Source organism: Marinobacter sp. NSM (assembly GCF_052380025.1).
Taxonomy (GTDB): domain Bacteria; phylum Pseudomonadota; class Gammaproteobacteria; order Pseudomonadales; family Oleiphilaceae; genus Marinobacter.
Genome location: NZ_JBQTCK010000002.1, coordinates 394889 through 406987, shown reverse-complemented (window position 1 = coordinate 406987; position 12099 = coordinate 394889). Strand labels below are relative to the sequence as shown.

Below are 12099 nucleotides of genomic sequence, written 5' to 3'. Positions count from 1 at the left end.
GCGAATTGATCACGTTATGACATCAGAAGGATCGAATACCAGCGCCATCGCCTTGCGCAAACCCACCAAGGATGATGGCTACAGGCTCCACCAGCTGGTAGCGGAATGCCCGCCGCTGGACCCCAACTCGATTTACTGCAACCTGTTGCAGTGCAGCCACTTTGCCGAGACCGGCGTGGCCGCGGAGAAGGAAGGCGATCTGGTCGGCTTTATCTCCGGATACATCCCTCCCCAACAGCCCGAGAGCGTGTTTGTCTGGCAGGTGGCGGTTCACGAGAAAGGTCGTGGACAGGGCCTCGCCAAGCGGATGCTGAAGGAAATTGTGGGTCGCGAAGCGTGCAAGAACGTCACGCATCTGGAAACCACGATTACCGAAGACAATGAGGCCTCCTGGGCGCTGTTCCGCTCTTTTGCACGTGATCTGGGAGCCGAGCTCACCTATCACGAGCACTTCGAGAAAGAGACCCACTTTGGCGGCAAGCACGATTCCGAGTTCCTGCTGCGCATCGGGCCTTTCACGAAACCTGTCTGAGAGCCCTGATTCACAGCCAGTGAATCGCCGTTCGCGAATCTGAAACAGCCGGCAGGCCACCCGGGGTGGGCCTGCCTCAAGGCTGACATCAACGCACGGTGGGCCTGTTGCGACCGACACGTTTTACTAGCAGGCGCCCCGCGCATTTACCTCGAACCTGACATGCTAAGAGGCAAGACAATGGAAATTTTCAAGTCCACTGAATCTGAAGTACGCGTTTATTCCCGTGCCTTTCCGGTTATTTTCAACCGCGCCAAGAACGCGCATCTGTACACCGAGGACGGCAAGCAGTACCTGGACTTCCTGGCCGGTGCCGGTTCCCTGAACTACGGCCACAACAACGACATCCTGAAGAAAGCCCTGCTTGAGTACATCGAGGCAGACGGTGTCAGCCAGGGTCTGGACCTGTTCACCACCGCCAAGCACGATTTCATGGAAGCGTACAAAAAGTACATCCTGGATCCCCGTGGCCTGGACTACAAGATGCAGTTCACCGGCCCCACCGGTACCAACTGTGTGGAAGCGGCGATGAAGCTGGCGCGCAAGGTGAAGGGCCGTACCAACATCATTTCCTTCACCAACGGCTTCCACGGTGTGACCACCGGTGCGGTTGCCGCAACCGGTAACGAACATCACCGGGGTGGAGTCGGTATTCCCCTTGGCCACGTCGACTTCATGTTCTACGACGGCTATCTGGGTGAAGACGTTGATACCCTGACCATTATGGATAAAGTGCTATCAGACAGCTCTTCTGGCGTTGAATTGCCAGCGGCGGTCATCGTTGAGGCCGTTCAGGGAGAAGGCGGCCTGAATGCTGCGCGTGCCGAGTGGCTGAAAGGCTTGTCCGAGCTTTGCAAAAAGCACGACATTCTGCTGATTGTAGACGACATCCAGGCCGGTAACGGCCGTACCGGTGAGTTCTTCAGCTTTGAGTTTGCCGGCATCAAGCCGGACATCGTGACGGTGTCCAAGTCCCTGAGTGGCTACGGACTGCCGATGGCGCTGGTGCTGTTCAAGCCGGAGCTGGACGTGTGGGAATCCGGTGAGCACAACGGTACCTTCCGTGGTAACAACATGGCCTTCGTGACCGCCCGTGCCGCCGTTGAAACCTACTGGAAGGACGATGCCTTCGCCAATGAGGTAAAAGCCAAGACCAAGGTGCTGGGTGATGCCCTGCAGGCGATCTGCGACAAGTACCCCGGTGAGTTCAAGATGAAAGGCCGTGGCCTGATGCGTGGTATTGAAGCCAAACATGCGGACCTGACTGGCCCGATCACCAAGCGAGCATTCCAGAAAGGCCTGATCATCGAAACCAGTGGTCCGAACGACGAAGTCATCAAGTGCCTGATGCCTCTGACCACCAGCGAGGACGATCTGCGCCTGGGTGCGAGCATCCTGGCCGAGAGTGTTGATGAAATCATGCAGGAAGGTGTCAGCGAGGCGTCGTAAGACGCCCGCCATCCCACACTTACATTCCGCAGGATAGCAAAGGCGACAACATGACTACGGCACAACACACCGTCGAGAAAATCGGCGGTACGTCCATGAGTAACTACGAGGCCGTTCGCGACAACATCATTATTGCCAAGCGCAAGAAGAGCGACCTCTATCAGCGTATTTTCGTGGTCTCCGCATACGGTGGCGTGACCAACGAGCTGCTGGAACACAAGAAAACCGGCGAGCCGGGTGTCTATGCCCTGTTTGCCGATGCCGAATCGGACTGGGCCTGGGGCGACGACCTCACCAAACTGATCCAGTTCCTGACTGACATCAACGGCGAACTGTTCGAAGACCCGATGCTCAAGCAACAGGCCGACCAGTTCATTACCGACCGCATTGAAGGGGTTCGTGGCTGTCTGATTGACCTCCAGCGCCTGTGTTCCTATGGTCAGTTCCAGCTGGAAGAGCACCTGCTCACGGTCCGGGAAATGCTCGCCGGTATCGGCGAAGCCCACAGTGCCTTCAACACGGCGTTGAAGCTGCAGCAGGAAGGCATCAACGCTCGTTTTGTGGATCTGACCGGCTGGCGCGACAGCGAGTTGCTGCCGCTGGACGAGAAGCTCAAGCAGGCGTTCGACAACGTAGATCTGACTCGCGAGCTGCCGATTGTCACCGGTTATGCCCAGTGCAAGGAAGGCTTGATGCGCACCTTCGACCGGGGTTACAGCGAGATGACTTTCAGCCGGGTGGCGGTGATCACCAATGCCCGTGAAGCCATTATTCACAAGGAATACCACCTGAGTTCTGCTGACCCCAATATCGTGGGCGAAGAGAAAGTGGTCCCCCTGGGGCGCACCAACTACGACGTTGCCGACCAGCTGGCCAACCTGGGGATGGAGGCCATCCACCCCCGCGCCGGTAAGGGCCTGCGCCAGAATGAGATTCCACTGCGGGTGATGAACACCTTCGAGCCCGAGCACACTGGCACGCTGATCACCGGCGATTACGTCAGTGAAAAGCCGCAGGTGGAAATCGTGGCCGGCGCCAAGGGCGTGTTCGCCATCGAAGTGTTCGATCAGGACATGCAGGGCGAGCCGGGCTCCGACCGCCGTATTCTGGATGTGCTGAATCGCTTCAAAGTGCGCTTCATGTCCAAGGACACCAACGCCAACACCATTACCCATTATGTGGACACCACGCTCAAGCATGTGAAGCGTGTGGTCAAGGCGCTGGAGGAAGAATTCCCCAATGCCGAGATCAGTACCCGCAAAGTGGCCCTGGTGTCTGCCATCGGCAGTGATATGAAGGTGCCGGGTATCCTGGCACGCTCTGTAAAATCGCTGGCGGACCAGGATATCAGCGTTCTGGCGATTCACCAGTGTATGCGCCAGGTGGATATCCAGTTTGTGATTGAAGAGGACCACTACAACCAGGCGATTGTGGCCCTGCACGGTGCTCTGATTGAACCCCACAATCACGAGTACGCCATTGTGGCGGCTTCAACCACCTGAAGAATTACCCGCCGGCAAAACCGGTCGCTTTGCCGGTGGGTAATGGAGGACGTCTTGCCTCCTGATCGGGCGCCCGGTCGGCCGTTTTGCCCGGTGTTTTTCACCGGGTAAGTAACATGGCCGGGCGTGACCGATCTCCTCACTTCCCCGCTCGTTTGTATCGGTTTTCCACGCCTTCCAGGGCAATCTGCCCGCCCGACCTCACCGTATATTCGACAAAGTTTCAACGGGTACCTTAGCCAATGCAGATACATGATCGGCAGGGACCGTCTCCGACTCTTCCCCACGATGGTGAAAGGGATTCCCTGGTAGGGTTGTACTTCAGGGATGCGTCCCGACATGAACTTCTCAGTGATGATGCGGAGCGCCGCCTGGCGCGGCAGCTGATTCGCAGTTTAAGGGTGATCAGCCAGGAACTCTGTTTGCCCGATGACACACCACAAACCCTTCGGGAAGTGGTTGGTAGCCTGGGCGACGCCTGTGCCTTCTCCAGCCGCTGTCGCCGGGCCTATCACCTGGCCATGGCCTGCCGGCGCCGGCTGATACAGTGCAACCTGAGGTTGGCGGTGCACATCGCCCGCCGTTACAGCCAGCACGGTATCCCCATGTCAGACCTGGTCCAGGACGCCAATGTGGGTTTGATCAAGGCGGTTGAACGATACGACCCGGCTAAGGGTTTTCGTTTTTCAACCTATGCTTACTGGTGGATCAGCGAGGAGGTGCGCCGTTGCCTGCAGCGTGGCGTGCGGGTAGTGCACACACCGGAGAACGTCGTCGAGGAAATACGTCAGCTCCAGAAAACCTCCATGCGATTACACCAGGCCCTGGGGCGCACGCCATCGCAGACCGAGCTGGCCAAAGCCATGGAGGCCTCGCCCTCGCGGATCGGCGAACTGAGAGCGCTGGCCGCCCGGGAAGTGTCCACCGATGTGCCTTTGCTTGAAGATGGTACCATTACCCTGGGCGACAGCCTCGCCAGTGGCGAAACCATGTCTCCGGACCATCCATTGCGGCAGCGGGACCGACAGATTACCTTGCAGGCCATGATGGGTCAGTTGACTGAGCGGGAGAGGGATATTCTGTCCCGACGCTACGGGCTGGGTGTATCCGAACCGGAGACACTGCAAACCCTGTCGGATCAGTTGGGAATCAGCCGTGAGCGGGTAAGACAGATAGAGAAGACCGCGATAAAGAAACTGCAACAGTGGTTTTCGGAGCCGAACAACGGTGCCTGACCTCAGGCACCGTGACCAAGATAGAACCATACGCCGACGGTCACCTGGCAGGCCAGTACCACGGTAGTCAGCACCAGGCGCAGTCGCAGATACCATACCGGCCAGTAGGGCCGCATCCAGCGAGCGTCGACGATGTACAGCAGCAGGTAGGCGGTGGTGTACAGGGCAATCTTGTGGGGCGTTTGTAATAGCAGCCCTACGCCGGCGGCGACGAAAAACAATTGGCTGAGCAACATCGACACCAGTGGTGACTGGGGGTAGGCCCGGTTCTCCAATTGCAGTGCGATGGTCCAGTAAATGCCGGCCATGAACGCGAGAATGCCCGCACTGTACGCGTAGAACCAGCTCAGGATGATGATGCTTTTCCCCGGCATCGCAAACAGGCCGGCGGTTCCTGCAAGAAACGGTATCAGGCCGGCTATGCCGACCAGGATGGCGAGACGGGCAACTGCAATCACGACCGTTGCCTCTGAACCTGTATCCGCATGGGTTCAATTTCTGTTGGCTCCATACCCACCATTTCATGGTAGGCGGACGGGTGAACAATCTGGGTTTCACGCACGTCCAGATCGCTCAGGGTGTCCTGCAGTTGCCAGGCGCTACGAAACAGGCGTGTTTGCCCTTTGTCGTCAGACAACAGCATCAGGCCATCTGGCCCGTGCAGTCTGGCCATATAATGCTGGCCTTCCAGTGAAATGATCTCCAGCAGTTCAATAACCGGCTGCTCGAGATTCATGAGTTGGTTGAGGGTGATGCGCACGGATTGGCTCCCGAAGTGGTGTTACCCAGGGATTTACGTGCAACCGCTCCGGTAAGATCATTGTGACATCTCAAAGCAGGCCTGATAGGCCGGGCATTGAACCAGATGATCATTCACCATGCCCGTGGCCTGCATGAAGGCGTAGACAATGGTCGGGCCAACGAACGTGAAGCCTGCTTTCTTCAGGGCCCTGGACATGGCCTCGGATTCTTTGGTGATCGCCGGAACTTTCTCGAAACGCTGCCAGGTGTTCTGGATTGGCTGGTGATCAACGAACTGCCAGAGGAACGAGGAAAAGCCAATGCCCTGTTCCTGCAGTTCAAGGTAGCGTCGGGCATTGTTGATCACCGAACGTACTTTTAGTCGATTACGGATGATGCCCGGGTTCTGCAGCAGGCGTTGCTGGTCTTGCTCGGTAAAGCGGGCGACGGTTTCCGGATCAAAGTCGGCATAGGCGTCGCGATAGCTCTGTTGCTTTCGCAGGATGGTGATCCAGCTCAAACCTGCCTGCTGGCCGTCCAGGCACAGCTTTTCAAACAGCGCCTGGTCATCGTGCTCCGGGCGGCCCCAGACGGTGTCGTGGTAATGCACGTAGAGTGGGTCGGTGCCACACCAGGGGCAGCGTTCGCTATCTTGGGTCATAACAGTGAGTCCCGGTTATCGCTTTGACCGGATGACCCTGTGGAATATGGGTTCCCAACTTGCTTCCTGGGTGCCCGCCAGCGACAGGTTGTAGTCATCCGGGGGTGGTTCCAGCAGGGTGATGCCGGGCCAACTGCCCGGACCGCCCTGATCCCTGCCTCGATAGACCAACGTTACCAGAAAACCCTCCACGTAGAAGCAACTGGCCAGCCAGGTCTGGTCGGGCTGATCGCCATAGAGCTCAAACTGGTTGCGAACTTCAAGGGTCTGCAGGTTACCGGCAATGCCACGATCGGTTGCCTTGAGCCAGGCTTCTTTCAGTGTCCATACTTTTAGGAAATTGAAGGGGTCATCGGCGCGAAACAGCCACTCCTGTTCGATGGGGGAGAACCAGCGTCTGGCAACGGCGACCCAATCCGGCTTGCGTTGGCTTGGCTCAATGTCGATGCCCAACTGACTGGTGTTGGTGGCCACCGCGCAGAGCCCCTGGCTGTGGCTCAATGACAGATACTGGCCTTCTGGGTTGACTGTGCGTTTCGGGCGCCCGTTTACCGGCAGGCAGTGTTCCGGTGCCAGGCCGCTGGTTTGCGCAAGGCTTTGCCTGAGCAGCCAGCGGCTGGTCAGGAACTCCTGACGGCGAGTACCCACCAGCTGAGCCAGTGTTTCAGCCTCGAAATCGGTCATCCAGGCCGGAGCCTCAGGAACATCCCGGTTGATCTGGTGGCACAGCCAGATGCTGGGCCGATCAGGGTTGGAGTCGTTGGATGGTCCAGCCATTGCCCTCTCTCACGTATTCAAAACGGTCGTGAAGTCGGCTTGGCCGCCCCTGCCAGAACTCAATGTGTTCCGGCACCACCCGATAGCCGCCCCAGAAGCTGGGTAAGGGTATTTCACCGGAGCTGAACTTGCGTTTCATCTCCGCCACCTTCTGTTCCAGCAGCCCCCTTGAGGTAATGGCCTTGCTCTGTTCAGAAACCCAGGCGCCAAGCTGGCTGCCGCGGGGTCTGGAGGCGAAGTACCTGACGGATTCCGCCTTACTGACTTTCTCTACTTTTCCCTGAATGCGTACCTGGCGGTTCAGACCAATCCAGGGGAACAGCAACGCAGCCCTTGGGTTTTCGTCCAGTTCTCTGGCCTTGCGGCTGCCGTAGTTGGTGTAGAAAACAAAGCCTTGGCTATCAAAGTATTTCAGTAGCACGGTGCGCAAGTCCGGCATCTGGTCAGAGCCGGTGGTGGCAAGTGACATGGCGTTGGGTTCCAGAATCCCGGCATTGCGGGCATCGTTAAACCAGGCCTGGAACTGGGCTACCGGATCGTCATTCAGGTGTTCCCTGTCCAGCCCCTCACTTTCAAAATCCCGACGCATATCGCCGATGTCCATTCACCTCTCCTCGTCTTGCTGCGTAACCCGCTAAGTGTCTACAGGTACGGCATTCAAGCATAACGGGTTCACGTTGGCGTGTCAGCGGCTGACAAAGGACTGTCGGGCGGACTATCCTAGTGTCAGGCAGGGGGTGCAGGCAGCCCCGTGTGTTCGCCCTCGATCAAGGAGAGTTTCGTGGCCCGGAGTCGTTCCCCTAGTCGTTTGCCCAGCAACCTGGCTATTGCAGCGGTCGTTCTGTTTGGCTTGTACGCCCTCGCAGGCTTTTTGGCTTTGCCCTGGTGGCTCGAAAAGACTTTGCCGGAACAGCTGGACCAGCAGATGGGCTGGCAGGCTGAGTTGTCGGACGTTCAGGTAAACCCCTTCACCCTGACCCTGGATATAACGGGGTTGTCTGCGGACGACCTTGCCGGTGAAAAAGTGGTCGGGTTTGATCGCCTGTTTGTAAATCTGGGTTTCTTTCCTCTGTTCCGGGGGATCGTCCATTTCCAGGACATTCGCCTGCAGGAGCCGCACATCCGGCTGGATCTGTTGGATGACTACAGCATCAACTTTGCCCGCGACTGGCAGGCCTCCCGGCCAGATGAGCCTGCACAGGAGCCCGCAGCCGAAGCAGAGGATGAGGCAGGCGCGATACCCAAGCTGTACTTCCAGCACCTGGCGATCGATGGCGGCGAGTTGCTGTTCCGGGATTTCAGTCAGGCGGAGCCGGCAGAGTTCCGTGTTACCCCGCTTGACCTGTCCATCAACGAGCTGGCCACCTGGCCACGGGAGACCGGTGGCAGTCAGTATTCAGTGATCGCTGCCCTGGGTGACCAGACCATTGAGTGGGACGGCGAGCTGAGCGTTACACCACTGTACTCCGAGGGCCGTCTGAAAGTGTCTGAGTTGCGCCATGACACCCTGGCGCATTTTCTGTCGCCGTATCTGCCGTGGCAGTTACGGGATGGCAATGTGACCATCGAGTCCCATTATCAGTTGGCGGGCGGTGAGCGGTTTGAGTTGATCACTTCCCGGGGCAAGCTGACGGTTCAGAACCTTGCCCTGGCCCTGGATGCCGGGGATGAGGAACCGGCCTTGACCACTTCCGGTATTCAGGTTGACGGTATCAGTTTTGATCTGACTGCCGGAGAAGCCCTTGTGGGTATGGTCACAGTCGATCAACCCTTTATGGCCGCCGCCCGCAACAACGAGGGCCAGATTGACTGGCTGGCAACTATGCCAGAAGCCACTGCCGATAAAGGCCAGGGCGAGCAACCGGACACCGGCGTACCGGCGTTTCGCTGGTCGGTTCAGGGTTTTGAGCTGACTGACGGGCGGGTGCGCTGGCGGGATCAGGTGCCACAGAAAGCCGCGGAGCTGGAACTGGTGGATCTGGACATAACCGTGGGCGGTTTATCGGATCGCCTGGGTGAACCGGTCAGCTACCGGCTTAGTTCAGCGCTTGCCAGTGGTGGTCGTGTCGCCGCCAACGGCCAGTTGACACCGGCGCCGTTCACGCTGGAGGCGGCAGTATCCGGTTCCGATCTTGTGCTTGCGGTGATTGAGCCATACCTTCAGCAAGCGGCCAACCTGGCGTTGGCCAGCGGTGAGTTGAGTTTTGATGGCAACCTGGACCTGGACAGCCAGGACGATCCGATGACCGGTACGTTCAGCGGCACCGGCGAGGTCGCAAACCTGGATTTAAGGCTGCCTGATGGCGAGGCTTCCATGTTGGCCTGGCGTACCCTGCGCCTGGCGCCTATCGAATTCAATGTTTACCCGCCCAGGCTGGAAATCGGCACGGTAACCCTGGCACGGCCCTCGCTGAACGTTGTTCGCTCACTTGATGGCGTACACAATCTGGCCCGGATCGTTCGCGGGCAGCCCGATACCGGTCGTGAGCCTGCATCAGCGCAACCGACCGGCCCCGAAGCCAGCTCCGGCGAACCAGAGTTTGTTTTCCGGATCAATGAACTGGTGGTTGAAGACGGGGCCGTCGGTTATTCCGATCGCACACTGGAGCCGCCGTTCAGTACCAACTTTGATAACCTCACCGGTGCGGTCAGCGGCATCAGTAATGTGCCGCCACAGCAAGGACGGGTGAACCTCAAGGGCCGGCTCGCAGGCGTTGCCCCCGTCACCTTTGAAGGCACGCTGGGCGCATTGGGCACCGAGGGCACCAGCGACATTCGCCTGGCCATGGAGGATCTGGCGTTGCCGGTATTGTCACCCTACTTCGGCCGATACCTGGGCTACGCCGTCGACTCGGGCAAGCTCAAAATGAATCTGGACTATGAATTCACCGGCACCCGTCTGAAAGCCTCAAATCGGCTGGTGCTGGACCGTATGGAACTGGGTCAGGCCGTACCGAGTGATGAGGCCATCAGCGCGCCGGTCAAGCTCGGCCTCGCGCTGCTGACCGACCGCCGTGGCGTCATTGAGGTCGACTTGCCGGTGCAGGGTGATATTGCCGATCCGGAATTTCGGGTCGGCCAGATCGTCATGCGCGCCTTTGTGAACCTGCTGGTGAAAGCCGCTGCATCCCCCTTCAGCATGTTGGGCTCCCTGGCGGATCTGGCGGGCTTCAGTAGTGAAGACCTGGGCGAGGTCAGTTTTGTGCCGGGTAGCGTTGAGTTGGCAGAGGGTGAGGCTGCCAAACTGTCGGCCCTGGCAAAGGCTTTGAGAGAGCGCCCTGAGCTGGTGCTGAACGTTCGCGGCGGCGTGAATCCGGAAGCTGACGCTCTGGCGCTACTGCGCGCCCGGATGGAAGCCCGGGGTGAGGAACTGAACGACGAAGCCTGGGCCCAGGCACAACAAGCCTGGCGTGAGGGTGAGCGCCCGCTGCCGCCAGAGGCCCTGGGGCAACTGGCTACCAACCGCGGGCTGGCGGTACGCCGCCTGCTGCAGGAAACCCATGAAGTAGACCCGGCCCAGCTGTTCACCCTGGAGCCGTCCCGCCAGGCCGTTACCGATGAACAGGGGCTTGTCACCGTGCAGCTCACGCTGAACGTCCGTTAATTCTAATCGAATCAGGTAGTTCTATGGCCAGTCTGACACAGCGCACTGCCAGCCACTTCTTTGCCTATGTTTCCCGCTTGCGCTGGATCAAGCGCTGGGGCCTGATGCGTAATGCCATCGAAGAAAACGTCGCCACCCATTCCTGGGAAGTGGCCACCATCGCCCACGCCCTGGCGCTGATCCGCAACCGGCACTTTGACGGCCAGGTCAACGCGGACCGCATCGCGGCTGCCGCGCTTTACCACGATGCCACCGAGGTGATCACCGGCGATATGCCGACACCGGTGAAATATCATTCGAAAGTGATGCGGGAAGCCTTCGGTGACATTGAACATAAGGCGGAAGCCGAGCTGCTTGCGCTGCTGCCGGATGACTTGCGGGACGACTTCTCCCCTTACCTGAGGGAATCCCGGCTGGCGGCGGAAGAAAAAGAGCTGATCAAGGCGGCGGACCGGTTGTCGGCCTGGCTTAAATGCCGGGCGGAAATCCGCGCGGGAAATCCGGAGTTCGTTCCTGCCGAGGTCCAGATCAGGTCCCGCCTGGATGCCGACGGGCTACCCGAGGTCCAGTACTTTCTGGAGGTGTTCGCGCCGGGTTATGACCAGCCTCTGGATAACCTGCTGGGATAGCGCCCCCACTGGCCCGACTGCCGGCACCGCGCGGAGTCCAGTGCCATAGGTTTGGTGCTGGCGCGCCTCTAAAGTGGCGAAGTATGCAGACGCTGCTTTAATTGGAAGACCACAACAAGAGGCTCCCGCCATGAAAGATCTGAAAAACAAAGTCGCCGTGGTGACCGGTGCAGGTTCCGGCATTGGCCGTGCCCTGGCCCATGCCCTGGCAGCCCGGGGCTGCCGCCTGGCGCTGTCGGATGTCAACGAAGCTGGCCTGGCGGAAACCGTCGCCACCCTGGACAAGAACCGTGTGAAAACCTACCGCCTGGACGTCTCTGACCGTGACGAGATCTACGCCCACGCCGAACAGGTGAAGGCAGATTTCGGCCAGGTAAACCTGGTGATCAACAACGCGGGTGTGGCGCTGTCTGCCACGGTGCGGGAAATGACTGACGACGACTTCAAGTGGGTCATGGACATCGATTTCTGGGGCGTTGCCCACGGCACACGGGCCTTTTTGCCTCATCTGATCGCCTCCGGCGACGGCCACGTGGTGAACATCTCCAGCGTTTTTGGCCTGATTGGCGTGCCCAAGCAAAGCGCCTATAACGCCGCCAAGTTTGCCGTTCGTGGCTTCACCGAATCCCTGCGCCAGGAAATGAAGCTGGAGAACCAGCCGGTGCATGTCAGCTGTGTGCACCCGGGTGGCATTCGTACCAACATTGCCAACGCCGCTCGTATGGGCAAGTCCGAAAACGCCGACGCCCAGCGTAAGGGCTTCGACAAGCTGGCCATGACCACCCCGGACAAGGCGGCCGAAATCATCGTCAAAGGCATTTTGAAGAACGAATCCCGCATCCTGGTGGGCCCGGATGCCTGGGGCATTGATGCCATCAACCGCCTGTTGGGCTCTGCCTATCAGCCACTGGTGGAGCGTTTCTCCAGAAAGAACCTGTACGTCTGATCGGTTCTAACCCCCGGCCCTTG

At 59.0% G+C, this 12099-nt stretch carries 12 protein-coding genes; 7 read left to right on the top strand and 5 right to left on the bottom strand.

Annotated elements, in window-relative coordinates:
• Positions 1-16: 16 nt before the first annotated feature.
• From ectA to ACTZWX_RS05940, 4 genes are all read left to right on the top strand, one after another.
• On the top strand, positions 17-532 hold the full coding sequence (gene ectA, locus ACTZWX_RS05955; RefSeq protein ID WP_444713151.1) for a diaminobutyrate acetyltransferase: 516 nt from the start codon (positions 17-19) through the stop codon (positions 530-532).
• 180 nt (positions 533-712) lie between these two features.
• Entirely contained in the window at positions 713-1981 is a 1269-nt protein-coding gene (gene ectB, locus ACTZWX_RS05950) for a diaminobutyrate--2-oxoglutarate transaminase (protein WP_342631590.1), read from the top strand.
• Between the two features lie 50 nt (positions 1982-2031).
• Positions 2032-3483, top strand: coding sequence for an aspartate kinase (locus ACTZWX_RS05945; protein WP_058092860.1), 1452 nt, complete (start codon positions 2032-2034; stop codon positions 3481-3483).
• Positions 3484-3725: 242 nt separating this feature from the next.
• Positions 3726-4718: a sigma-70 family RNA polymerase sigma factor gene (locus tag ACTZWX_RS05940; RefSeq protein WP_444713150.1), complete on the top strand. Its 993-nt coding sequence runs from the start codon at positions 3726-3728 to the stop codon at positions 4716-4718.
• 2 nt (positions 4719-4720) lie between these two features.
• Here the strand turns inward: ACTZWX_RS05940 and ACTZWX_RS05935 are convergent, their stop codons facing one another.
• From ACTZWX_RS05935 to pdxH, 5 genes are read right to left on the bottom strand one after another with little or no spacing between them, the layout of a single operon-like run.
• Entirely contained in the window at positions 4721-5176 is a 456-nt protein-coding gene (locus ACTZWX_RS05935; RefSeq protein ID WP_444713149.1) for a DUF3429 domain-containing protein, read from the bottom strand.
• Complete coding sequence (locus ACTZWX_RS05930; protein ID WP_444713148.1) at positions 5173-5478, bottom strand: DUF6482 family protein; 306 nt, start codon at positions 5476-5478, stop codon at positions 5173-5175. Before ACTZWX_RS05930 ends, ACTZWX_RS05935 begins: the two co-directional genes overlap by 4 nt.
• A gap of 57 nt (positions 5479-5535) precedes the next feature.
• Positions 5536-6120: a DNA-3-methyladenine glycosylase I gene (locus ACTZWX_RS05925; protein ID WP_444713147.1), complete on the bottom strand. Its 585-nt coding sequence runs from the start codon at positions 6118-6120 to the stop codon at positions 5536-5538.
• Between the two features lie 15 nt (positions 6121-6135).
• Positions 6136-6897, bottom strand: a complete 762-nt coding sequence (locus ACTZWX_RS05920; RefSeq protein ID WP_444713146.1) for a 4'-phosphopantetheinyl transferase family protein — start codon at positions 6895-6897, stop codon at positions 6136-6138.
• Positions 6866-7501, bottom strand: coding sequence for a pyridoxamine 5'-phosphate oxidase (pdxH, locus tag ACTZWX_RS05915; RefSeq protein ID WP_444713145.1), 636 nt, complete (start codon positions 7499-7501; stop codon positions 6866-6868). The genes ACTZWX_RS05920 and pdxH overlap by 32 nt, the downstream gene beginning before the upstream one ends.
• Positions 7502-7678: 177 nt before the next feature.
• Between pdxH and ACTZWX_RS05910 the strand changes: the two genes are divergently transcribed.
• The 3 genes from ACTZWX_RS05910 to ACTZWX_RS05900 all read left to right on the top strand — a co-directional run bounded on the left by ACTZWX_RS05910 (position 7679) and on the right by ACTZWX_RS05900 (position 12076).
• Positions 7679-10501, top strand: coding sequence for a DUF748 domain-containing protein (locus ACTZWX_RS05910; RefSeq protein WP_444713144.1), 2823 nt, complete (start codon positions 7679-7681; stop codon positions 10499-10501).
• A gap of 23 nt (positions 10502-10524) precedes the next feature.
• The gene (gene yfbR / locus ACTZWX_RS05905; RefSeq protein ID WP_444713143.1) at positions 10525-11130 is read left to right on the top strand and encodes a 5'-deoxynucleotidase; all 606 of its coding nucleotides are present in this window, start codon (positions 10525-10527) and stop codon (positions 11128-11130) included.
• Positions 11131-11260: 130 nt separating this feature from the next.
• Complete coding sequence (locus ACTZWX_RS05900; protein ID WP_058092851.1) at positions 11261-12076, top strand: SDR family NAD(P)-dependent oxidoreductase; 816 nt, start codon at positions 11261-11263, stop codon at positions 12074-12076.
• The last annotated feature ends 23 nt before the right edge of the window (positions 12077-12099 follow it).

Excerpts from the sequence above, each read along its gene's own strand:
- ectA (WP_444713151.1), top strand. The coding sequence starts at position 17 with ATGACATCAGAAGGATCGAATACCAGCGCCATCGCCTTGCGCAAACCC.
- ectB (WP_342631590.1), top strand. The coding sequence starts at position 713 with ATGGAAATTTTCAAGTCCACTGAATCTGAAGTACGCGTTTATTCCCGT.
- ACTZWX_RS05945 (WP_058092860.1), top strand. The coding sequence starts at position 2,032 with ATGACTACGGCACAACACACCGTCGAGAAAATCGGCGGTACGTCCATG.
- ACTZWX_RS05940 (WP_444713150.1), top strand. The coding sequence starts at position 3,726 with ATGCAGATACATGATCGGCAGGGACCGTCTCCGACTCTTCCCCACGAT.
- ACTZWX_RS05925 (WP_444713147.1), bottom strand. The coding sequence starts at position 6,120 with ATGACCCAAGATAGCGAACGCTGCCCCTGGTGTGGCACCGACCCACTC.
- ACTZWX_RS05920 (WP_444713146.1), bottom strand. The coding sequence starts at position 6,897 with ATGGCTGGACCATCCAACGACTCCAACCCTGATCGGCCCAGCATCTGG.
- pdxH (WP_444713145.1), bottom strand. The coding sequence starts at position 7,501 with ATGGACATCGGCGATATGCGTCGGGATTTTGAAAGTGAGGGGCTGGAC.
- yfbR (WP_444713143.1), top strand. The coding sequence starts at position 10,525 with ATGGCCAGTCTGACACAGCGCACTGCCAGCCACTTCTTTGCCTATGTT.
- ACTZWX_RS05900 (WP_058092851.1), top strand. The coding sequence starts at position 11,261 with ATGAAAGATCTGAAAAACAAAGTCGCCGTGGTGACCGGTGCAGGTTCC.